Source organism: Rhodococcus sp. JS3073 (assembly GCF_026810085.1).
GTDB lineage: Bacteria > Actinomycetota > Actinomycetes > Mycobacteriales > Mycobacteriaceae > Rhodococcus_F > Rhodococcus_F wratislaviensis.
This window is the reverse complement of record NZ_CP113952.1, coordinates 128,113-150,413: the sequence shown is the minus strand read 5'-3', so window position 1 is coordinate 150,413 and position 22,301 is coordinate 128,113. Positions and strand designations below refer to the sequence as shown.

The 22,301-nt window shown below is 64.7% G+C and carries 17 protein-coding genes and 6 pseudogenes; 15 read left to right on the top strand and 8 right to left on the bottom strand.

Features of this window, described 5'->3' with window-relative positions:
- Window positions 1-737: 737 nt before the first annotated feature.
- Window positions 738-3,994 (top strand): annotated as a pseudogene (locus tag OYT95_RS44555) (protein kinase domain-containing protein).
- 129 nt (window positions 3,995-4,123) lie between these two features.
- On the opposite strand, the gene OYT95_RS38735 reads toward OYT95_RS44555, so the two are convergent.
- A complete protein-coding gene (locus OYT95_RS38735) occupies window positions 4,124-4,978 on the bottom strand; it encodes a phosphatidylserine/phosphatidylglycerophosphate/cardiolipin synthase family protein (protein WP_442972610.1) in 855 nt (284 codons plus the stop codon).
- A 1,095-nt stretch (window positions 4,979-6,073) separates the two neighbouring features.
- Window positions 6,074-6,769 (bottom strand): hypothetical protein, encoded by a 696-nt coding sequence (locus OYT95_RS38730; RefSeq protein WP_268792883.1) that lies wholly within the window; start codon window positions 6,767-6,769, stop codon window positions 6,074-6,076.
- 1,961 nt (window positions 6,770-8,730) lie between these two features.
- On the opposite strand from OYT95_RS38730, the gene OYT95_RS38725 reads away from it, so the two are divergent.
- From OYT95_RS38725 to OYT95_RS38710, 4 genes are all read left to right on the top strand, one after another.
- Window positions 8,731-8,871, top strand: a complete 141-nt coding sequence (locus OYT95_RS38725; RefSeq protein WP_200887862.1) for a hypothetical protein — start codon at window positions 8,731-8,733, stop codon at window positions 8,869-8,871.
- Window positions 8,872-9,032: 161 nt separating this feature from the next.
- Window positions 9,033-9,314, top strand: coding sequence for a hypothetical protein (locus OYT95_RS38720; protein ID WP_268792882.1), 282 nt, complete (start codon window positions 9,033-9,035; stop codon window positions 9,312-9,314).
- Window positions 9,315-10,132: 818 nt separating this feature from the next.
- Entirely contained in the window at window positions 10,133-10,321 is a 189-nt protein-coding gene (locus OYT95_RS38715; protein WP_268792881.1) for a hypothetical protein, read from the top strand.
- 256 nt (window positions 10,322-10,577) lie between these two features.
- Complete coding sequence (locus OYT95_RS38710) at window positions 10,578-11,243, top strand: ScbR family autoregulator-binding transcription factor (protein ID WP_268792880.1); 666 nt, start codon at window positions 10,578-10,580, stop codon at window positions 11,241-11,243.
- A gap of 1,183 nt (window positions 11,244-12,426) precedes the next feature.
- Here OYT95_RS38710 and OYT95_RS44870 read toward each other — a convergent pair.
- A complete protein-coding gene (locus OYT95_RS44870) occupies window positions 12,427-12,672 on the bottom strand; it encodes a hypothetical protein (RefSeq protein WP_442972596.1) in 246 nt (81 codons plus the stop codon).
- A 460-nt stretch (window positions 12,673-13,132) separates the two neighbouring features.
- Between OYT95_RS44870 and OYT95_RS38700 the strand changes: the two genes are divergently transcribed.
- The 5 genes and pseudogenes from OYT95_RS38700 (at window position 13,133) to OYT95_RS38680 (ending at window position 15,602) form a co-directional block, all read left to right on the top strand.
- Window positions 13,133-13,303 (top strand): hypothetical protein, encoded by a 171-nt coding sequence (locus OYT95_RS38700; RefSeq protein ID WP_268792879.1) that lies wholly within the window; start codon window positions 13,133-13,135, stop codon window positions 13,301-13,303.
- A 431-nt stretch (window positions 13,304-13,734) separates the two neighbouring features.
- On the top strand, window positions 13,735-14,037 hold the full coding sequence (locus OYT95_RS38695; RefSeq protein WP_268792878.1) for a hypothetical protein: 303 nt from the start codon (window positions 13,735-13,737) through the stop codon (window positions 14,035-14,037).
- A 274-nt stretch (window positions 14,038-14,311) separates the two neighbouring features.
- Entirely contained in the window at window positions 14,312-14,659 is a 348-nt protein-coding gene (locus tag OYT95_RS38690; protein ID WP_268793271.1) for a hypothetical protein, read from the top strand.
- A 179-nt stretch (window positions 14,660-14,838) separates the two neighbouring features.
- Window positions 14,839-15,153, top strand: a pseudogene (locus tag OYT95_RS38685) (PucR family transcriptional regulator); the annotation flags it as partial.
- A gap of 185 nt (window positions 15,154-15,338) precedes the next feature.
- A complete protein-coding gene (locus OYT95_RS38680) occupies window positions 15,339-15,602 on the top strand; it encodes a helix-turn-helix domain-containing protein (RefSeq protein WP_268792877.1) in 264 nt (87 codons plus the stop codon).
- Between the two features lie 82 nt (window positions 15,603-15,684).
- Here the strand turns inward: OYT95_RS38680 and OYT95_RS38675 are convergent, their stop codons facing one another.
- From OYT95_RS38675 to OYT95_RS38665, 3 genes are all read right to left on the bottom strand, one after another.
- Window positions 15,685-16,050: a nuclear transport factor 2 family protein gene (locus OYT95_RS38675; RefSeq protein ID WP_268792876.1), complete on the bottom strand. Its 366-nt coding sequence runs from the start codon at window positions 16,048-16,050 to the stop codon at window positions 15,685-15,687.
- A 54-nt stretch (window positions 16,051-16,104) separates the two neighbouring features.
- On the bottom strand, window positions 16,105-16,518 hold the full coding sequence (locus OYT95_RS38670) for a DoxX family protein (protein ID WP_268792875.1): 414 nt from the start codon (window positions 16,516-16,518) through the stop codon (window positions 16,105-16,107).
- 196 nt (window positions 16,519-16,714) lie between these two features.
- Window positions 16,715-17,287, bottom strand: coding sequence for an NADPH-dependent FMN reductase (locus OYT95_RS38665; protein WP_268792874.1), 573 nt, complete (start codon window positions 17,285-17,287; stop codon window positions 16,715-16,717).
- A 121-nt stretch (window positions 17,288-17,408) separates the two neighbouring features.
- On the opposite strand from OYT95_RS38665, the gene OYT95_RS38660 reads away from it, so the two are divergent.
- The 3 genes and pseudogenes from OYT95_RS38660 to OYT95_RS38650 all read left to right on the top strand — a co-directional run.
- Window positions 17,409-17,882, top strand: a complete 474-nt coding sequence (locus OYT95_RS38660) for a MarR family winged helix-turn-helix transcriptional regulator (protein WP_268792873.1) — start codon at window positions 17,409-17,411, stop codon at window positions 17,880-17,882.
- A gap of 577 nt (window positions 17,883-18,459) precedes the next feature.
- On the top strand, window positions 18,460-18,627 hold the full coding sequence (locus OYT95_RS38655) for a hypothetical protein (RefSeq protein WP_268792872.1): 168 nt from the start codon (window positions 18,460-18,462) through the stop codon (window positions 18,625-18,627).
- A pseudogene (locus OYT95_RS38650) lies at window positions 18,617-19,098 on the top strand (IS5 family transposase); the annotation flags it as partial. The gene OYT95_RS38655 and the pseudogene OYT95_RS38650, both read left to right, overlap by 11 nt.
- Before the next feature lie 406 nt (window positions 19,099-19,504).
- Here the strand turns inward: OYT95_RS38650 and OYT95_RS38645 are convergent.
- Window positions 19,505-19,624: pseudogene (locus OYT95_RS38645) on the bottom strand (class II glutamine amidotransferase); the annotation flags it as partial.
- Window positions 19,625-19,782: 158 nt separating this feature from the next.
- Between OYT95_RS38645 and OYT95_RS38640 the strand changes: the two are divergent.
- Together OYT95_RS38640 and OYT95_RS38635 are read left to right on the top strand one after the other, a co-directional pair.
- A pseudogene (locus OYT95_RS38640) lies at window positions 19,783-20,489 on the top strand (alpha/beta fold hydrolase).
- A gap of 582 nt (window positions 20,490-21,071) precedes the next feature.
- Window positions 21,072-21,491 carry a hypothetical protein gene (locus OYT95_RS38635; RefSeq protein ID WP_268792871.1) on the top strand — a complete coding sequence of 140 codons (420 nt, stop codon included), beginning with the start codon at window positions 21,072-21,074 and terminating at the stop codon, window positions 21,489-21,491.
- A 567-nt stretch (window positions 21,492-22,058) separates the two neighbouring features.
- Here OYT95_RS38635 and OYT95_RS38630 read toward each other — a convergent pair.
- Window positions 22,059-22,274 (bottom strand): annotated as a pseudogene (locus OYT95_RS38630) (IS3 family transposase); the annotation flags it as partial.
- Window positions 22,275-22,301: the final 27 nt, after the last annotated feature.

Sequence of the window (22,301 nt, the reverse complement as noted above, 5' to 3'; positions counted from 1 at the left end):
CGTAGGTGTTGGTACGCGGGCGTTCGATGAGTCCGTTGCGGAGCACGCGGGCCAGGTCGTAGCTCATCTGGTTCGTCGTGTGCCGACGCCGAGCAGGGCGGTCACTGGGCGCGCAGGCTCCGGATGGATAGACCAACGACGGTGCTGAGGCTGACACACAGGGCGCTGACCAGGTCCATCACCCGAGGATCACCGAACCGAAGGGCCGCGCTGAGCGTGGGGAGCGCGGCCCGCTCAAAGGCTGGGCTCGCAAGGACACAGCTCTGGCCGACACGTTCAGTATCGAGCCTGCGACGGTTGACGTCACCGGCATTGACCTGCAGCGTCGAGATGGGTCAGACGCCGGTGACAGCGCAGGTCGTCGGGCGAATTGATCACCGCGCACAGAACGCAGTGAACCACACCGACCACTCCACACCTCTGACACCGCAGATCAGTTCCCACGCCGGTCTCATCAGTCGTGGACTGTCGATGCAGTCCTAGCGAACCTCGTGATGCCTTCCGAGTGCGGGGCGCGTGTTCTGGACGGAGCGGTCGAACCCGCAGGATGTACGAGGTACTGGCGGGCTCTGCGCGTGCCGTTCGGTTAGGCGCCGATGGCCGACGCGACCGGTCACTGTCAGCGATATCCTCGACAGGACGCTATCGGGAGGTGAGTCCACTGGTTGTATCAGTGCTGGTCGTGCCGTCGGGACCAGTGCTCGGACCACGAGCCGACGGAGTGAGTAGACCGTCCGATGGGTGAAGGTGATCCGCTCGACACTCAGCGGTACCCGGCCTCCTCGGCGGCGGAGCTGGCGGGCACCGGCTTCGACGATGCCGAGGAGATCGGCCGCGGTGGTTTCGGCGCCGTCTACCGCTGCACACAGGCGGAACTGGATCGTACGGTCGCGGTGAAGGTGCTCACCGTGGACCTCGACGAGGACAGCCGGGCCCGGTTCTTCCGGGAACAGCGGGCGATGGGCCGGCTCACCGGGCACCCGAACATCGTCAACATTCTGCAGGTCGGTGCCACCGACAGCGGCCGTCCCTACATCGTGATGCCGTATCACCCGCAGGATTCCCTCGACGTGTGGATCCGCCGACACGGTCCGCTGCCGTTGGATCAGGCGTTGCTGCTCGGGGTGAAGATGGCGGGCGCGGTGGAGTCGGCGCATCGGCTCGGCATCCTGCATCGCGACGTCAAACCCGCGAACATCCTGCTCACCGATTACGGCGAGCCCGAGTTGGCCGATTTCGGTATCGCGCACATCGCCGGCGGATTCGAGACCGCGACCGGTGCCGTCACCGGGTCGCCGGCGTACACCGCGCCGGAGGTGCTCGGCGGTGAACCGCCGACACCGGCAGCCGATGTCTACGGCCTCGGTGCCACCCTGTTCAGTGCCCTCACCGGGCATGCCGCATTCGAACGTCGCAGCGGCGAACAGGTCGTCGCCCAGTTCCTGCGGATCACCACACAGGAGGTGCCCGACCTGCGTAAGCAGGGGATCCCGGACGACGTGTCCGACGTGATCGCCCGCGCGATGTCCCGCGTGCCCGATCAGCGACCGGCCACCGCCGCCAACTTCGGAGAGGAACTGCGAGGGCTGCAACGCAACCACGACCTCCCCATCGACGAGATGGCCCTGCACACCGCCGTGAGCGCAGCCGGTGTCCACACACACCCGCCTCGATCTTCGGGTCCTTCCCCTCGGGGCGTCGGGGGGAATCTCCCCCTGGAACTGACGAGTTTCGTCGGCCGCCGACACGAACTCACCGAGGCGAAGAACCTGCTCGCCGGATCGAGGCTAATAACGTTGACCGGAATCGGCGGTGTCGGCAAGACGCGGCTGGCGATGCGGGTCGCGTCCGCCGTGCAGCGCGAGTACGCCGACGGTGTGCGGCTGGTCGAGTTGGGTGAACTGCGGGACGGGTCGTCGCTGGTCGACACGGTGGCCGGCGCCGTGGGATTGCGGGACCATTCGGCGAGGCCGCTGCGTGAGGTTCTGATCGAGTTCCTCGCGCCGCGAGAGGTGCTGTTGGTCCTCGACAACTGTGAACACGTGGTGGATGCCGTGGCGGAACTCGCCGAGGCCCTGTTGCGTGTGTGCCCGGGTCTGCGGATTCTGGCTACCAGCCGTGAACCCCTGGCCATCGGCGGGGAAGCAGTGCTGCGGGTCCCTCCGCTGGCCGTTCCGGATCCGGAGCGGTCGCCCTCCCTGCGGGCGCTGCCTCGATACGACGCGGTGTCGTTGTTCGTCAACCGCGGCGCTGCCGCGGTTCAGGGGTTCGCCCTCACCGACGACAATGCGGCGGAGGTCGCGGGGATCTGCCACCGGCTCGACGGACTGCCGCTACCGATCGAATTGGCGGCCGCCCGGTTGCGGGCGATGTCACCCGAGCAGATCCTGGGCCGGCTGACCGACCGCTACACGCTGCTGACCCGCGGCAGCCGGGGTGCGCCGACGCGGCAGCAGACTTTGCGGATGTGCGTCGACTGGAGCTTCGAGTTATGCACCGCGAAGAGCAATTGGTATGGGGGCGGGTGGCAGTATTCGCGGGAAGCTTCGAACTCGATGCAGCCGAGCAGGTGTGCGGCGCGGGTCTGGCCCCGTACGAACTGCTCGACACGCTGACCTCACTGGTGGAGAAGTCGATCCTGATCCGGGAGGAACCCGGGTCGGTGGTGCGGTTCCGGATGCTCGAGACCCTCCGTGAGTACGGCTACGAGAAACTCCAGCAGACCGGCGAGGAAATCGAATTGCGTCGCCGGCACCGGGACTGGTACCAGGCGCTGGCGCTGGACGCGGAGGCCGAGTGGATCAGCGCACGCCAACTCGACTGGATCGCCCGTCTGAAGCGGGAACAACCGAACCTGCGGGAAGCCCTCGAATTTAGCATCGACGATGATCCCGCCGCCGGCCTGCGCACCGCCGCCGCACTGTTCTTGTTCTGGGGCTCCCAGGGCTTCTACAACGAGGGGCGCCGCTGGCTCGACCGACTGCGAGCTTGCCAGTCAGGCCCACCCACCTTGGAGTGGGTCAAGGCGTTGTACTACGCCAGTGCGATGGCCGATGCGCAGGGCGACCTCCAGGCGGGGACCGCGCTCGTCGAGGAGGCGCGCACGCTCACCGCGCAGACCAGTGACCTGATGATGCGTGCTGTCGTCGAGTGCGCGGACGGTATGCTCGCCCTCCACAGCGGTGATCTTGGACGCGCCCGCTCTCACTTCGAAACCGCGCTCGCAGAGTTCACCGGACGCGGGGAACGCACACTCGAAACCGGTGTGCTGTACTCGTTGGGGTTGGTCTATGGGCTGTCCGGCCTGACGGACCAAGCGATCGAATTCCTCGAGCGTGTTCTCGCGATCACACAACGATACGGCGAGAAGATGTACCGGGCGTACTCGCTGTGGGCCTTGGGAATTGCCGTGTGGCGACAGGGCGATACCGATCGCGCGGTCCGGCTGCTCGAGCAGTCGCTGGAGCTGACCCGGCAAGTGCGCGGCCCTCGCGTCGCCACGGCTTGCCTTGAGGCGCTGGCCTGGATCATGTGCGAGCGGCGCGACCCAACTCGTGCCGCAGTGCTGATGGGCGCTGCGGACGGGTTGGCGCGATCGGTGGGAAGTGTTGCCGTCATACATTCCAATCTGATTGCCTACCATCAGAACTGCGAACAGAAGGCTCGCCAGATAGTTGGGGGAAAAGCATTCGCGGCGGCCTACCGCAAGGGTGAACTGCTCGGCTTCGACGCGGCCATCGCTTACGCCCTCCATGAACATCCGCCCAGCCCCTCCACGCCCGACGCCGACGCGTCGACGAGACTGACCAAGAGGGAACGCCAAGTCGCAGACCTGATCGCCGAAGGCCTGACGAATCAGGCAATCGCCGACCGCCTGGTGATCTCACCACGCACCGCACAGGGACACGTGGAGCACATCCTGTCGAAGCTGGGTTTCACCTCTCGGACACAGGTCGCGGCCTGGGTTGCGGAACAGACGCGCGATCAGAACTGACACCTCTGGTTCGATACCCCGCGGTCGGTCAGTCTTATTTCCTACGGTGGAGCGGATTCGGTGAGGTAGTGGCTACGGCCGAGCGGATTGTCGAGGGTGATTACGAAAGTTGGCACGACGAGTGGTTGGCTACCGCTGCTCTAGTGTTCGCTGATGTCCAGCAAGCATCGGAAGCTGGCCACACCGCCAGTGCCCGTGATGCTTTCGTTCGGGCATCGAAATATTAGAGTGTGATGCACAGGCGGTGACGAAGACCAGGACGTCCCCATGCTTCAGGCGGGTGTCGGACTTGTCGTGGTGGAACCATTCGAGCTGGTACTTCGCTGCCGGTCCGGCGGGGCGGCGGTGGTGGCGGGCCTGGGTTGACCAGGTGTGGTGTTCGGTGGGGCTGGGTTCGTATTCGACGATGTGCCGCAGAAACATCCGGGTGATCTTGGCGGGCAGGAATCCGCGGTCGGCTTGCCCGCGGCCGCTGACCCCGGGGATCGGTAGCGCGCGCCCTCTCTGCCACTGCGCGGTGGCGTTGTCGAGGAAGGCCTGGTCGACCTCGGTGATCTCCTCGATGAAGGCTCGGACGGAGGCAACGACCTCGGGATCGTCGGCGATCACCACCGCCTCATCCGCGATCGTCGAGCTGTGGGAGGCATTGGCGGAGCCGATGACCGCCCGCCTGTCGGTGGCGATGACATTGGCGTGCAAGTTCGGTGACGACAGCACCCGAACTCCGGTCTCGACGTAGTAGGCGAGCGCAGCCGGGGAGGTCAGGTGGGCGCCCACCGCGGCGCGGGAGGCGTTGACGACGAGGACGTCCCCGGCCCGCAGCGGCAGCAGGGTGGGTGCGTCCTGGCCGAAGTGCGCGATCGCGGCACGGCGGGGCCCGCGCGTGCGGATCGTGCGGGTGATGTGCGGCCATGGGCTCGGTCCGTGGAAGGTGGTCCCCGTATGTGGAAACGGTAGCGGGTGCGAACACCCGAGTGGGTGGATCCGGGATCAGTGGCGGGATGTTCAACGCCTGGATGCAGGCCACCCAGCTGCGAAGATGGCATGTCCCCCCTCACGGAACCGATTCGCAGAGTCCGTTATTGGTGGGAAGTGGACGTCGTCAAGGGCGCCCCTCGGTTGTGATGAAAACCGGCCTGCTCCGTTTAGCTGGGTTCCTATACGTGCCAAGCTATCTCGCATAGCGCGGGACGAATGTGGTGCCGCTGCCCGGCACCACACGCGCGCGCCGAGGCCGGTCATGAGACGCCCACATCGTCAGTACCCACGGATCGGCGACGCGCGCAGCATGCGCACGTGCGGCGGCGGTCGGCAACATGACGAGTGCATATGCTGAGTGCGCTCAATTCGCTACAGTACCGCTGAGCGCGTTCGGATTCATGGCGCACGGTTCATTCAGTCCCGGGCTGACCTGCGTGGTGGTCCTGGAGCATTGCCGGCGGTATGAGCGCGGTCCGGCGTCCGCCAACCCCCAAGCATGATGAAAGGCAAGCTGCCCGGTCTTGCCCGTCGGCGCTACTGCAACCACCATCTTCGGTGGTCCCCGTGCGCCTCCCAAGCTCTGGCCCAGGCCAGCGGATGGCCGCTCGTGGCCGGCGTCGTAGAACACCGGTGTCACTCGCAGAGAAACACTGATCACCCTGCATGAAGGGGAGTAACGGCCGGCCATGTGGTGTTTCGGCTATGGACTGGTCATCAAGGTCAGGCGAACTACCGACACGACAAACGGAAACCGACACCGAAACGCGGATGTCGATTGCCATTCGACCTGAGGCGCGAACGCGCAGGCCGGACCTGCGGTGCAGACGGGGCGCTGAACACCGGCACGAACTCCTGCCAGTCGAACTCGGGGCGTGCGCATATTCGACATCGTCGTTGTCGGATGTCGGACGTATGATCGACGGACCGCCGGGACGCCCACGCGGAAGGGATGTCCAATGGACAATTGGTGGCTGTATTACAGCCCGTTTCCCCAACCTCTCCGAGAGTGGCTGTGGCCGATTGTGCAGCAGATGTCGTAGCCCGCGACGGTCCCGGACGTCCACCTCCTGCTGCCTTCTTGGCGAATCTGCGTCCACATCAGTTGTTGGTGACGACGAAGCCTTTCCCGACAGGGTTGGGTTGGGCGTTGATGCCGTCGAGGACGGCATCGAACTTGATGTACTCGAACGCGAACAGTGCAGTGTCGAATCCGCGGACCATGCCCACGATCTCGGTGTTATTCTGAAGTACGGGACCACCGGAATCGCCACCGCCTGATTGGGCGTCGCTGTAGAAGCGTGTCGTGTTCTGCGCGGTGATCGACCCGCAATGGACGCCGGTTCCGGCCCCGTCCTTGCAATGGGGACCGGCCGGGTTGGGGGCGCCGATTCCGTCGACCCGGGCACTGGGACCATTCGATGTGAGTACCGCGTCAGCGTTGAGGTAGAGGACCACCCAGTCGACGCCGGTCCCGCCGCCGGGACTGCGGTAGGCGATGTTGCCGATGTGTTCCCGTGGTCCGGCCGTCGCATAGCGGTAGACGGGTGCACCGTCGGGTGTGCCGTCGACACAGTGGGCGGCGGAGATGCCGATCTTGTTGCCGAGTGAGTCGGTACCGACGACGCCCATCGTGCAGAATTCGATGATGCCGGGTGGGTGCGGGACCGGGTTCAGGTCGTCGGTCCATGCGATGCCGTTGGACACGACACCGGTGGCTGATGCCGCCGGCGCGTTGACAAGGAGTGCGCCGAGGGCGACGGCGAGACACGCAACATACCCGTAAAGCCTTCTCAACTTGATTCTCTCTTCCTCGCAATATCGAGGGCCTACCTGTAGGCCTCTTCTTGGCGGCGAGCTGGGCTCGGCTCGACGGCTTCGTCACGGCTGACTGTCGGGGTCCGGAAGCTGCAGGACCCTGTCCGCCGTCGCTGTTGGCCCCAGGTTCGGCCTTCGGGAAGGCCGTCGGGGCACAGGCAATGCTGCGGACGAACGGCGCGGTCGCGGCCGTCCGCACCGGATCGGTGGTGGGATGGGCGACGACTCGAACTGCACCAAACAGCGGATACGGCTCGCCCGCAATATCATCCGGTCATTGCGGACGCAGATCCTGCCCCCGGGCACCCCGTGCGAGGGAGTCGTCGACCCGGGCGTATGCCTGACGGTCCGATCGTCGAGCGCGAGGATCGCGCCCGTGAAAGGGGGGTGAAGTCGGTGCCCATCCAACTGGGCGACAGCTCGATGACCGTCCACGACATGATCGTGTCGTTCCCGACGAGGGAGCCTTGCCTGGTTCGGTGCTGCGGCACGACGAGCATGTGGGCGCGTCGGCGGCGGGCATGGTGTGGCACTGATCGAAGTGGCGGATGGTGAAGACGTCGCGTGCGACGAGGGGGGAGCGGTGGGAGCTGATCGCGGTGGAGCTGATCGTGCATCGGGGGCCTCGACTTGCAGAGTTCGGGGGTTGTGCGACTCCCACACTCCTCGCGAGATATCCATCCGACGACGGTAGAACGACCGGTAGGCATACCTGTTTTCGTGCCTGGGGCCGTCCATGGGGTCGAGATCTGCATGGCCTGGGTCGTGGGTTTGACCGGGTTCGGGCTCCCGGACCAACGCGGGGCATGGTCGCCCACGTGCGACCTCTCGGGGTATTTTGCACACTCGTCGGTGGGTCGCGGAGATCCTCGCCGCGAATCCCGATGTCGATGGCGTGCAATATCGGCCGCGCCGCGACGAGCACGTCGGCCTGGATGTTGGCCGATGACCCGGCCGCACACACCCACCCCAACATCACTGCCGCCGGAGTACGAATTGGACACCGTCTGCCCAGTTCGGATCAGGGGATTCCGATAATGCGCGCATGGAAATAGGCGAACGAGACTGGGGCAATAGCCGACTCGCTCCGAGGGTGACACGTGAGCCGAGGGGCGCCGCGTCAAAAGGCGCGAACAGCGGCGGTGACGGGGTTGATGTGTTGTGGCGCAGCCAAGCGCAGCCCCCGCCAACGATGTCGATCAGCTGGCAGGGGCGCTACACGGACAATCTGCACGTAGTAACGAGCAGTGCACGAATTGATCTTCGTGAGCCGACGCAGGGAAGTCCAGGGAGTGTGATCCATGCCATTGCAGTATTTTTCGCACCTCCGGATTACCGACCAGTAAGTGTGATTTCGACGAGGCTTGCTGCGGTGCGTGCACGATCCGGATGGAGTTTCTGAGGGCGATCTGCGTGATTCAGCGACAAGGTGCGCTACCGGACCCGTCTTGTTCTGCTTCGCCGCAGCAGTGCCGGCGGGCTTCGATAGCGAGAGAGTAGGTGGCAGTTCCGCTTCATTTGCCGATTGTTCTGTGCTGCACCGTGTCCAGTCGCATGAGCAATTGTTCTGCGCAATCGAGTATCTGCAGCGAGCCGCTCACCTGCAGTTGTCGCCGACGACCAACGGCCAAGCCGGATCACTACCGGCGAGCTGGCAGGCAACCCCGCACGAGTTGTGCCGGCGGCGCGAAATGCTTGGGCGACATAGCTCAGGCACCAAGGCTGTGACGTAGAACACAGCTGAATTTGTGGGAGAAGCCTGGCGCTCGGGGATGTTCGGTTGCAACCCTGAGCTGAGACCCAAACCTCCAGACCCAAATACGGGTATGTGTGTAGGTAGTTCGGCCAATGTGCAGGTGTCGAAGTCGGTCCAAGGTAGCTGGTACGCCGCCATTCGACGTGGCTGCCGAAAATTATCTGCACGTGAGAGAAGAGTTGTCATGGCACGGATTACCGAGAACCTGGGCGCAAGTCTGCTGAATACGTTGCGGGTCGGTGTGGTTAGCACTGTTCTGTACGCCGGACTGATCATGGGCGTAGTTGTGGTGGCGGTGTGGAAGTTCCCGATGCCCGGCGTGTAGGCCCGCGGCGACCCATTGTCCTGCGCCGATGGCGTCGAGTGAAACACTCGGTGGCAGTTCGGCGATAGAGCTGACAGGGGCGTGGTTGTGCCCGTGGCTCTGCGTGGCCGGTGATCAACGCGCGATACCCGTGACGGGCCCTGTTTGCTGTGGAAGGGACGATGATGTTCGGGACGGGCGTAGGTCTCATGGTTGCTCTGCTGGTGGTGACGCTTCTGGTGGTCCCCGTCTCGTTGGGTGTGGCGGCACGAGCGGACGCAAAGGTCCACCGCCTTGCGGAGTCCCGAGCGTCCCATCCGAATCTGAAGGGCTCGGTCGGCATCGCCGATGTAGACGAGCGGTGTGATCGGTGGCGGCAGCTGGCGACACGGGCGTGGGCGATCTGCGGCGGCGCCTCGCTGGTCGCAGTAGCGGTCGTGGGTGTCCTGATCTGTGTCGGGTGAAGGCGACTGCATTGCCGGGAGTACGGGTGGTGGCTCGTGGCTGTCGGTGCCGGCGGGCTGAGCCCCCGACGTCGAACCCGCAGCTGAAGATCAACGAAGCTGAAACCATCTCGGCCGCTGTGATATACGCGCCACGGGACTCCCTAGATGCGGTCACGCCAGGTGGGCCGAAGCGGCCCGGTCGGAGTGTAGTCCGCTCCGGCCGGGCCTCGCCGGGACATACAACGGGTACCCGCCGCGTGAGCTCTGACCGCGCTGCTGATGCATTGCGCGTCGGGAAGGGAGGACCCGCTCCGGTCGAGAAGCACGGTTCGCGTTGGTGTACCGGGGTGGTGGGCGTCGCTGAGGTCTCCTCGGATGTGCTGCGTGTGGAATTATCGACCGGATCCACGGAACTCGGCGGAACGGTGTGTGCGCCAAGCCCTGCTAGCCAGTACAGGTTTGGCTTGCGTATTGGTTTGGCGACCTGCTCCTTGGTGTTCCGGTGCGAGGAAATGGTAGATCCGCCGCCCGCCCCGATCCCTGAAATGTGACCCAGGCCACATGCCTTTCTCGGTGGTCCAACTCCGGCCGGCGGCCATCGGTCCAAGCTCGCCCACGTCGGCACCGCGCATCCGAATGCGGTGTTGGCTGTGGCGGGACGGATTTCGGTGCTGACCGATCGTCTCGCCTGGTAACGATCCTCCCGAACTCCACTCGTCCGGGCGCAGAGAGACTGTCGACGTGTGGTGCACAGCGCCCGGTGGCGGGTGCGGGTGTTCGAGACGTCCCGGTCTGTTCCTCGTGTCAGGGTGGTGTGGTGCGGTTGAATGGGTAACATGGCGTCGTCATCGGGTGAGCAGCTGTGGCAGACGTTGTCCGATTCCGGGTTGGCATTGGTGTGTATCCGCGGGCCGCAGTGCCGACGGGCGGATCTGCTCCTGCCCGGGAATGAATCGGTGGGGGAGCTGACCTGGCTGGCCCGGGACACCGAGGAGATCGCCGAGCAATACCGCGACCACCGATAGCGACACAAGCCGAACCGCGACGGCGCTGGCGCGGACCGGCGGCGCCCACCGAAGAAGCGGCACATTGGTCTGTTTTCGTGTGAGCGGGTATCGGTGCACATGCAGGTGGACGCGGGATTTTCCGGAGATGAGGCGCACCGGTGCCGGTGGTAGCGTCGCGCAGGCTGCAGGGGTGCGATCGAAAGTCCCCGGGGCTGACCTCGCTCCCAATCTTGACCAAGGGCTGCAGCGGCGACGGGCACGGAAGGTGCGGTAGATGGTGCAACAGCAACGGGCGGCGGTGACCCGGGCCCAGATCGTCCGCGGCGCAGCGGAAATGTTCGACAAGTCCGGGTTCGAGGGTGCCAGTCTCGTCGAGATCCTCGAGGCGGCGGGCATGACGAAGGGGGCCTTGTACTTTCACTTCCGGTCCAAGGAGGATTTGGCCCGGCACATCATCGCCGAGCAGCACCGGATCTCCATCTCCGCCGTGCAGGCGATCGCCGCGCAGGAGGCGTCGGCGATCGAGCAGATCGTGATGCTCTGCCACGAGATGGCCCGGCAGATCGTGCAGGACCCGATCGTGCGGGCCGGGATCCGCATCACCCTCGAGCTCAGCGCCGACGACCGTGGCCCCGCGGGCCCATACCTGGATTGGATCGCCGCCTGTCAAGGGTTGGCCGCCCGAGCGGTCGCCGAGGGCGACCTTGTCGACACCATCGACCCGCCGACGTTCGCACGGTTCGTCATCGGCGCGTTCACCGGAGTCCAGACCGTGTCCCAGGTCCTGGCCCATCGCACCGATCTCGAGCAGCGGGTCGACGAGATGTGGAGATTCCTACTGCCGGGGATCATGCCGACCACCCGGCATCCCGGCATGGCGCGGATCCGGGCGGCCCGCACCGACGTTCCCGTCACCGGATCGCCCGACCGTCCGGATTAGTCCGCTCAGCCTGCCAACACGACCCGTACATGCTCCCCGCAGACCGATAAGTTCACCATCCGGACGTCGCCGACGACCGCAAGGTCACGACGGCTGATGCGTACGGCCGGTGACCGGATCTGCGTCAAACGCACCGGTGCGGGTGTGTGAGCCTCGGTGTCGTCGGGGTCAGAATGGCCGGTGCCGGGCAGCGTCCGGGTGTCGTTCCCGGCAGGAGGCTGCAGCGCCGCGGCGATGGGGTGGAGTCGGTCTCGATGAGCGCGCCGCCGAGGCCGGCGTAGATCGGCCGTGGTGTGTGGGGCCGCAGAACCGCGTGCTTGCGTACGTATCGCGGGATGTGCCATTGCTCCCAGGTGTGTGCCGGGAAGACTGCTGCGTCACCGACTCTGAGCGTGAGAGGAGGCTGATCTGCCGGGGTACGCCGTGGTATGGAACTCCACCATTTCGATCGTGAGTGCGGGTGCACCTCGTTCACCGGGTCAGCGGATCGGTGTAGTCGAGCTCTGGTCCGAAGTGACTACGAGCCGGGGTGCCGGGTTCGCCCCTGACTGCGCTCCTCCGGTGGGGGCTGGATGTCACTCGTTGCTGGTTGACCGCAATGTGTCGTTGCGGAATTGTTATCGGGCCGGTATAAATATTCACATCGTGTGCCGTGTGTCACGATTCTCTGAACAATCGAACTGGAGTTACAAATGGACCTCGCTTTCTTGGCCGACTTCTTCTCGAACGTCTCCACCCTTCTCGGCGCCCTCGACTTCTTCACGGGTTCTGCTGGGTCACTCAGCGGCTAGTAGTGCTGCCAGAGGCTTGAATTGGCTCTTTGGTGACGGAAATGGGGTTCGTAGGTCACCTGCGGACCTCTTTCCGCTGCACCGGATCGTCCGATCGTGACTCCGCCGCGTCGCTTCCTCGCCGGAAATTCCACGAATGTCATTCTTTCCCGTGGATGAGCCGACCATTCAAGATCATTTACGGTCTGGATGCTGACCTATCTCGATTCAGTAACTCGAAACTCTCAATCCGAATTATGTGTGTCGTCGAGTTGGAGAGACAAGGGCAGCCCTTCAGTGAGAGGTGCATGTCGACGAGCTCGCCGAACTCGACCGCGCCTCGCAGGCAACCAGCGCCTACGTCCGGGCGCCCACGCGATGCACATCGGCACCCGCACCCGGGAATGCTCGCGTCATCCGCGCGTGCCGTCGCCGGAGATTCGGCGGCACTGCTTCGGCGGGCCCGTGGCGATCATCTCGTCCGCCCGCCCGGCCGCTGCGCCCGTCCGGGTGAACACGTCGTCGCCCCGGCCGTGGCCAGCATGTACGACGCATATCGTTTCCTTGAGCCAGACACGCAGGGAATTCATCTGCCCGCAGGCCTCGTCCGCGATGAGCCACGCGAACCGCACCTCCGCGTCGAGCGCGCGTTCGATCATGTCTGCGCCAACACGGGTTTGGTCGCGAGCTCGGCATTGTCACCGATGCCGACGGCGCGGAACCGGTCCCGATCGGCGGTCCACGATTCGGGAGATCGAACTCCCGGTCGAGTCCTGAATGCGGTGCTGGTGTGTCTGGTCGTGGGCGCCGCGGTGTTTGTGCCGCGGTGTTTGTGATGTGGGCGTTCGCGTCGCGACCGGACTCGCCCGAGCCGCCGCGCCCGCTGCCCGATACCCGATACCCGATACCCGATACCCGATCATGGTCTACGGCCGACCGGTGACGTGTAGTGAACTCTGCGGGCAGCGCGGTGAATTCGGGTTTACAGTCCGCCTGCAACCGGTGCGGACAGGCCTCGCTCCGTTCGTCAATTCCGGGGTCCGGGGCCCGTACACCGAGAGGATCGGTCCGTGGTATCGGCACAATTCTGATCGCCGCCGCTCGCGGCAGGATGAGACCGTGAACGCGCGGACTGCAGCCGACCTCGAGCGTGAACTCGCCATGCTCGCCTTCGTTCGTGTTCGCCTCCGGGCGTCGGAGGGCGAGGATGTCCGTCTCCCGACCACCGCTGTCGATCAGGTTCTCGACAAGCTGAACAGCCTCGCACGATTGCCGCGGGTCCCGAACTGATCTTGCGCGGTATACGGGCCGAGGCGGCACGTCATCCCGCTGGTGCCGCGAACGCAACGGCGCTCGACCATCGCACCGGCACAATTACCGCCGGGTGATGTGGGCGGTCCGCCCGACGGGGGGATGGAGTCAGCGTAGAGGAAATCGGAGGAATCAGAGTCTGGGTGCTCGTGAGTGACGAGAGTCCAACTAGGAGAGAGCCGTTGACGACAAGGGCGGGCGCAGGGAGTGGAGTGGCGGTTGCACTGCGTCTGTTCCGCGAATGAGTGCGGGTTGCTGCGTCTGGATGGGGACCGCCGACGGCATCATGGCAGCCGACTACTTCGGCATTCCGTGCGCGGGTGGAGTTCGTGCAGGTCGGGTCGCGTGCTGGGCTGGTCGGTGTTTATGCTCGATCTCGGGAGTTTCGCCGAGCGAAGAGGTGCATCAGTATGGCCCGACACAGCGGCAACCGGCCGGTCGATGGCCCGGAGTTGAGGGTCGGTGTCCGGGTGCTGGTCCGCAGGAGCGCCGGGGCCGATCTCACCGGTGAGGTGGTCGAGGATTATGCGGCGGTGACCGATCCGGGCGGTGGTGGGCACGCGTGGGCGCCGGTGCATCGGTGGGCGGTTGCGCTCGACGATGGGCGGCTGGTCTTTGCCGGTACCGAAGACCTGACCATCGATCCGGGCTCCTACCGCTCCGCCCCGAACCCGAACCCGAACCCGAACTCGGCCCCGGGTTCGTCCGTGTAGACGCCCGGCCGGCACCGGGGAGAGTGATCGGCGGTAGCCGTTTCGTGGCCGGTTCTGCAGCGGCGAACGTCGGTCACACGAATTGCGCTAGCAGTCAGTCGATTACATGAATGACACGGATGAGGTGTTGAAGGGGTACGTCGATCGCACCGCATGATTTGTCGGGGATGCCTCAGTCGTGGCATTGCGGCACCGGAGGTGTTTGCGCTGTGGTGTTGTTCGGAACTGATGTTTCGGGCTTACCGTGTTCGGTATGAGAGGTGATGAGGCTCGCGTGGCCCGGGACTTCGCGGGGTGGTTGTCGTCTCAGGGGTGGGTGGTCCGTACCGAGGTGGATTTCGTGGACATCGTGGCCGAGAAGGATGGCCGCCGGCTCTATGTCGAGGTCAAGGGTGCGATGACCGAGCCGGGGTTGGATGTCGATACCGCGATCGGGCAGTTGGTGAGGCGGATGCCGAGCGAGCCGGATCAGGCGGTGTCGTTTGCGTTGGTGGTTCGTGACGAGCCGTGGTCGGTGGAGGCTGCGGTGCGAGCGCCTCAGCGGGTTCTCGATCTGTTGGGGATGGTGCTGTATGCGGTCGACGAGGACGGTGGCGTGCGGCAGCTCTTGGGCCGCGGATGAGACCGTTCATCCTGGACGCGATCCGTCAAGCCGACCTCGATCCCGCACTCCGCCTTGACGTGTACGACCGAATTGCAACGGTGACGTTCGGCTACATCGACTGGATCTCTTAACAAGTCGTCCAGATCTACGAGGCCGAGCGCGACCACTGGCTGGAGAACCGCAGTAGCGTCCGCGCGGTGCGCGTCCGCGAAGTTCTCGATGCCACCGATGTCGACGTCGATGCGGTGACCGCCGCGATCGGGTATCCGCTGCGGCGAACGCACCTAGCGCTGGTCCTCTGGTTCGACGACGCCGAGAACTCCGCCACCGAACTCGGAGGGCTGGAGCGGACCGTCCGGCACTTCGCCCAATCGATCGACACCCCCGGCGATGCGCTGTTCGTGGCGGCGGATCGAGTGACTGGCTGGGGATGGATCCCCCTGCGCCGCGACGATGCAGAGAGCGCGGTCGCCGCAATCCGACGGATCGTCCCGGAACTGCCCGACCCACCGTACATCGCGATCGGTGCACCCTTACCCGGTGTCGATGGCTTCCGTCGATCACATCGACAGCGCAGAACGCACACAAGGTCGCGCTGGCCTCCGGCGGCCTCACACGGCGTGTCACCACGGCAGACGAGCCGGGGCTCGCTGCCGCAGCCCTCCTCGGCGAAAACCTCCCAGAGGCACGAAGGTGGGTGCACGAGACACTCGGACCTCTCGCAGCGGACACCGAGAGCGATGCGCGGCTCCGCGAGACGCTGCGCACCTTCCTTGGACACGGTTCCAGCTACAAGTCCGCCGCCGAGGAACTCCACCTGCACTTCAACTCGGTGAAGTACCGGGTCCAGCGCGGGATCGAACGCCGCGGCCACCCCCTCACCGGGGACCGCCTGGATGTCGAGATCGCCTTGCTGACCTGCCACTGGTTCGGTGACGCTGTGCTTGCACCGCACGAGTAGCGGAAGGGTGCTCCAAGCACTAGAGCTGGCTCCGGCGAATCACTCACGGCGACTCGACCCGAGCGGGAGGCCCTCTGCTGCGTTAGGAGAGTTCCGGATTGAGGAATACGTACAGCGCAGCGATCTTGCTTTCGCGAACGATGACAACATCGAGTCCGGTGTACTCAGGCGGCTCGCCTGTCGGGCCCGAGCCCCATGCAAGGATTCCCCCGTTGTGTAGGGCTTGGGCCTGTCCATGGGGTGTGTAGGCAGATTGGGGATGGGTCGCGCGTAGGTCCCCGGCGAATTTTTCGAGTGCGTCGTGTCCGACGAAGACGCCGTCCGGGGCGTAGAGCACGCAATCGTCGGTGTAAAACTCTTCGATGGCGGCGCGTCGGCGGGTCGCGTCGCCCTCCCCGAAGACCTCCTGGAGGTTTCGATGAAGAAGTTCAATGGTCCGCTCGGTCATGTTGTGTCCTTGTCCTCGCGATGTTGTTTCGCGGTCTGCAACTGCAGCCTGCTTCTATAGCGGGAAAAGCGGTCCGGTAAGGGTCAGCCCGAGGTCGGCGTCGTGGGCGAAGAACGCGAACAGCATCAGTGCGGCGCCGGCCAACGCGATGTCCTTGTTGAACTGGATCATCTCCATCTGCCGGGTTTGTGGGTCGGATGCGGACCAGAAGTTGTGCATGAGCGCCGCTGTGGGGACGAGGAAGGCGACCAGCAGTAGGGATCCAAGGTCGGCCCAGACGCCGAGCAGTACGCTCAGCGCGCCGGCGACGAGGACCACCCCGGAGAGCAGGACCGAGACCTGGGGGAGGGGCAGGCCCTTGGCGGCGGCGTACTGCGCCATCGTCGTGGACTGGGTCAGGTGGCCCACGGCCGAGGACAGGAACAGTGCGGAGAAGAGAATTCGGCCGATCAGAACGACGATATCCATCGTCGACCTCCCGTGGGTGTTTGTGGAGTGTGGTGGCGACGCGTTGGGGTGATGACTCTATTGGTCGGTTTCTCCTCCCGACTCCTGGTGGTTGTGACTTGAATTATGTTGCGCGCGAATACTATCCGTGCGGGATCCCGGCCGGGAGTGGGCCTCATGCATACTTGGCGGACCCGTAGTGGTTTGGGGACTCGATTCAGGCAGCGGCTGCCGCGGCTCGAACCGGGGCAAGCGCGGTGCTCCACGTGATGACCTGATCGAGCATCGCGTTCGCCGCGGCGGCCTGGTGGTCGCTGGGGGCGAATTCCGTGTAGTGCTCGAAGTCGGCGGCCAGCGACAGGGTGACTTGCCGCCGCACGTCGGCCATCTGCAGTTCCCCGGCGATGGTGCGCAGGTGTTCAGCGGCGCGGGCTCCTCCGACGGCGCCCCAGGTCACGAATCCGACTGCCTTGTTGGTCCATTCGGTGTACAGGTAGTCGAGGGCGTTCTTGAGTACTCCCGGGATACCGTGGTTGTATTCGGGGGAAGCGATGACGAATCCGTCGAACGCGGCGATCGTGGCTGACCACTGCTTGGTGTGCTCGTTCTGGTATTGCCCGTAGGACGGCGGCATCGGTTCGTCCAGGTGCGGCAAGGTGTGATCGCGTAGGTCGATCAACTCGAACTCCGCGTCGCCACGCTGGGAGGCGATGTCGTGAACCCAACGGGCGACCTTCTCGCTGTTGCGGTTGGGACGGGTGCTGCCGACGATGATGCCGATTCTGGTCATGGCGAATCACTCCTGCAGGGATCGATGTGGTGTGGTTGGAGGGCCCACATCAATTTGTTGATGTATCCACAAAACTACTCTCCACTTTGATGACGTGTCAACAGAAAGCTATTGTTGGGGCATGGTGACAAAGTGGTTGGACGAACGGGAGAGCCGGGCATGGCGCGGTCTTCGCCGCATGCACGCCGACCTGAGTGCGCACCTGGCGCGGCAGCTGACCGAGGAATTCGGCCTCACCGAGGCAGACTATGTCGTCCTCGTCGAGGTGTCCGAAGCGCCCGGCCGTCGGATCCGTTCTCGCGATCTCGGCCGGGCGTTGGGATGGGAACGAAGTCGGCTCTCGCACCAGATCGCCCGCATGGAAGCCCGCGGCAGCGTTCGCCGCGCTCGGTGCGACACCGACGCCCGCGGATTTGACGTCCTGCTCACCGACGAGGGCGTGGCCGCCATCGAAGCGGCGGCGCCGCTCCACCTGGCCGGGGTTCGGCATTGCTTCGTCGATCTGCTCACCGCCGAGCAACTCGACGTCCTCGGCGACATCGCGGACACCGTCACCGACCACCTGGGCACGGAGCACCTCGGCTCCGCCGGTTGATCGGTGTCACAACACCCGTCCCTGAGCCGGCCAGCGCGGTATCCGTGTGGTCGGCGACCGACTCGACTCTGGTCCGGGCCGACCAGAGTCGTGGGGTTCCATCGGCCCCTAACAAGTAACTCGCTTGCCGCCACGCACGCAAACTGCTGCGCTGACGCTCGGCCTGATTCTCGTTGTCCTGTAAGGATTCCGGGGGTCTGTAATGACGTCCACTTCGCCCCGCCGATACTCGGACGGTCACGGAACGTCGCGTCTAGATGTTTCCGCCGACGTCTCGGTGTGGTTGCGGGTTTCGATGGCCTGCATGGTTTTGTCGAGCGCCTTCTGCAGGTGCCATTTAACGGGAAGGCCATTTCGTGGCACACCAGTCGATTGGCGCACGCCCAACCCCACTCCTCGGCCGACCCAACTACTCCGATCGAGCTCGCTGAGCTCGCACCCACGCTGAACCACCCGGCGCGGAGAATTTCAGAATCAATACCTAGAGGATCTCGCGACGAGGTCCGGCTGTAGTTGACGCTCGAAAGGTGTCCACATAATCGAAGCGGAAGGAGACACCGAGGCTGTCGAGAAGCTGATGACGGCTGGCCGATACCAGTTCCGTTGCATCGCGCAACAGCTGCTCGACGACCGCGCGGAGAAGGCCGAACGCGCCGCCGCCGCCCAGCCCTACCTCGACAGGGGATACACGATCCTCGCCGAAGTACCCCAGTACGGAACAGATGTCCTGCTGCCAGGGGGCTAAGTCGAATTACACGATTGCAGGCGAGCCCACCGATCACGCACTGGGACGTTCCCGGGGCAGATGGACTACGAAGATCCACGCCCTCGTCGACGGCACCTGCGCTCCGGTCGCGATGTTGCTGACCGCCGGGCAGGTCGGCGACAACCCCAGCTGGCGCCGCTGCTCGAGATCTATCCGAATCGACACGGTGGCACGATGCGGTTGCTCGCGGACAAGGCGTACTCCCATACCTCGACTCGGAAACTACTGCGGACGAAACGCATCGCACACACGATCCCGGAACGATCCGGTCAGATCGCACGGCGGAAGGAGAAAGGCTCCCGAGGTGGGCGACCACCGGTCTTCGATGCCGTGCTCTACCGACACCGCAACACCGTCGAGCGTGGCTTCAACCGACTCAAGCACTGGCGCGGTGTCGCAACTCGCTACGACATGTACGCCATCATCTACCTCGGTGGCGTACTCCTCGCCCCACAATCACAACCCACCGACTGCGCAATTAGCAGACAGAACCTAGTTCTCGGCGACGCCACCAATCAGCGGGAATCCCCGGCACACCCGTGTGCGGGGATTCCCGCGTGTCGGCGGGCCGGCACCGAACTCGGATCCGGCGGCGCGACGGTCCGCCCCGGGGAGGGCGCCTTAGGGTCGTCGTCCCGGTGGAGAACGTCCGCGCCGACGGCGGCGAGATCGACGGCGACGGTTGCCGCCGCTTCCAATTGAGTACGACATGAATGGTCAGGGGACCCTTTTCGTTTGCTTCAGTACCTCGGGTGGGATGCTCGGTGCGGCACCACGCGAGGAGTCATTCGTTCCGCGATGGCAGGAGGTGCGTTTCGCGGGTCCACGTCACCACTCGTGTGACGAGCGCATCCGCGAACACGCGACTCGATTCACCGTCCGTCGTGGCGACGGTCATCTGGACCGGATTGTCGACCCTGTGGGGGCGGCCGACGTCTTCGACGACACCGGCGGTACGGGCCACGGCATCGAAGGGAAGCCACTGATCGACTAGTCGTCATCGGGGACCGAATCGTTCTGTGCACGTGCGGAAGCGGTCACTTCGCCCACGCCGACCGACGGACTCATCAAGACTGAACTCGCAGCGCCCTTAGATTCGCCGATGTTGACCAGCGTCCAGTCAGGGAGGCCACTATGAGTTCACCAGAAAAGACCGTCGTTCTCGTTCATGGGGGTGTTGTGGACGGATCCGGCTGGAGGGCCGTATACGACGCCCTCAAGAGGGACGGATTCGGTGTGCGCGTCGTGCAGAATCCGACGAAATCGCTCATGGACGATGCGACCACGACACGTCAGGTCATCGAGGATGTCGCCGGTCCTGTCATCCTCGTGGGGCACTCCTAGGGGTCTCCTAGGGGGGAGCCGTCATCACCGAGGCGGGTACGCACCCCAACGTCGCCGCCCTCGTCTACATCACGGCTTTCGCGCCGGACACGGGTGAGTCTGTGAACACCCTCCTCGGCGGCTTCCCGCAGGACGGACCCCAGCCCGCGATTCTGCCGCCGCGAGACGGGTACCTTTTCCTGGACAGGGAGAAGTTTCACAGTTCCTTCGCCGCGGACGTGTCGGCCGAGGAAGCGGCGTTCCTGGCCGACTCTCAGGTTCCGTGGGGTCTCGACGCCCTCGGCGGCACCATCAGCGAGGCCGCCTGGCGCGTCAAGCCGAGTTGGTATCTGCATGTCACCGAAGATCGGATGATCCCGCCTGCTGCACAGGATTCGATGGCCGAACGGATGGGAGCGACCGTGGTCGAGACGCCCGGAAGCCACGCCGTGTATGTGTCGCGACCCAATGTCGTCGCAGACATCATCCGACGCGCAGCATCGGTAGTCGAGGAGTAGGCGTCGGCCTCACCCTGAGGGACCGCCGTTTCACTGCGGGGACGAAGCCGCGCGCGGGTTCTCGACATCCCCCGGCGACATTTCCTAGCTCAGTTGTCGGGTGCGGGGGAGAGGGTCGGCGAGTTGCTCAAAGAGGGTGGGCCATCCGCGGCGTAGCCAGGTCAGCCGGCCGCGGTCGAGGTGGCCACCGTTGATGAGGTGGGAGAGTCGTGTTGCTGGGCGGGGACACCCAGATCGCGGAGTTTGGCGTAGACGGGATTCACCGGGAGCCGGTGGCGGGCGATGTGCGCCCAGACGTCGGGGGTGGTCCAGTATCCAGATCGGCCTATACGCGGTGGTGCCGTCGCCGCGGGAGATAATGCGGCCACCGGCGGCCACCGGCGGATTCGTCGGCGCGCAGTCCAAGTCAGTCGCCAGGGTGGCCGCGCTCAACGAAGTTTCGGCCACTCTTGAGGTCTCGGCCCGATTCATTGTCCTTTCCGGATCTTGACCGTCCGTACGATGTGGTGGATGCGCGATCGGTTGAAGACTCGGGGCCCGCAGGTCCGCAGCAGGTGGTTATGGCTCGGATGTGGGGTAGTAGTGGTTGCTCTCCTCATCACGGGTATGTTTACCGTTTCCTGGGTGTTTCATGACGACCCTTGCGACTCCGCTCTCCCGTTCGCGTCCGAGTCGGGGCTACATCTTTCCGACGACGACGACGTCGTCTCCTGCGAATGGCAATCGAGCTTCCCGGACTCCTCCGGAACTGTCATGGTGCGTACGGCATCACCCGCCACGCGAGAGGCCTTGCTGGAACGGTCCGGTGTCACCGAGGAAGTCGACCGACCGAGAGTAAGTCTGAACGACGGCCCGTTTCACGAAGAGATGCGTAGACCGAACCTCGAACGCAGCGAGCAGGTGTACATAGCAACCGCACCTAATGGCGACCAGCTAAGAATCAGCCACGACGAAGGTGTGGAGTCCGGACTCCTGCTCACCGTGCGGGCTCTCCAGATGTGACTACTCGTCCTTCACGCCCCGGAGGCGGAACGCTCACCGGCACCCCGATAGCCGGCCCCTGACTGAAACTCGCTGACCAGCACTCGTGCCGTTAACCCCGTCCGGTGACATTCCCATCGCCGGGGCGCTCACCGGGTCACTCGCGAGTGGGGTATCTGGGCGAACGCGGATCGCCCCGAAGTCCTCGAAAACCTGTCGGTAATCGCCCAGGAATACTTCAGGTTTGGAATACCGCCATTACCGCCAGTCTTCGTGCCCGAATCGTAGAGACGCCGTCAGCTGAGGAGGAGGAGTAATGATGTCGCTGCAGGAGTTCGTGTGGTGGTTGCTGGGGGACTCGGTGTGGTACGTCCCCATTCCGGGCTTTCGGGAATGGATGGGCTTCAGGTAGCGCGTGGTGCGCGCGAAGGGAAGCCGCTGTCGCCTTCCCCGGTGACAGCGGCTTCGTTTCCTTCCCAGGAACGCTGCGCAATGCAGGTCTTACCCGGTCAGGAAGACGGTGCCGGTCATATCGCCTCTCGGCAAGGGGACTGCCCCCACCCTGGTTGACACACGGGGTGTGCAGTTTCAGGCCGCGTGTGCGGTCTGATGGAGCGTCTCATATTCGACGGGTGTCAGTCGACCGAGACCGCGTTGCCGGCGACGCCGGTGGTAGGTCTTCTCAATCCACTCGACGATCGCCAACCGTAGTTCCTCACGGCTGCTCCAGTGGCGCCGGTCGAGGACGTTGCGTTGCAGCAACGCGAAGAACGATTCCATCGCGGCATTGTCACCACATTGACCGGCTAATCGCGGCCCAGTTTGTGCCGA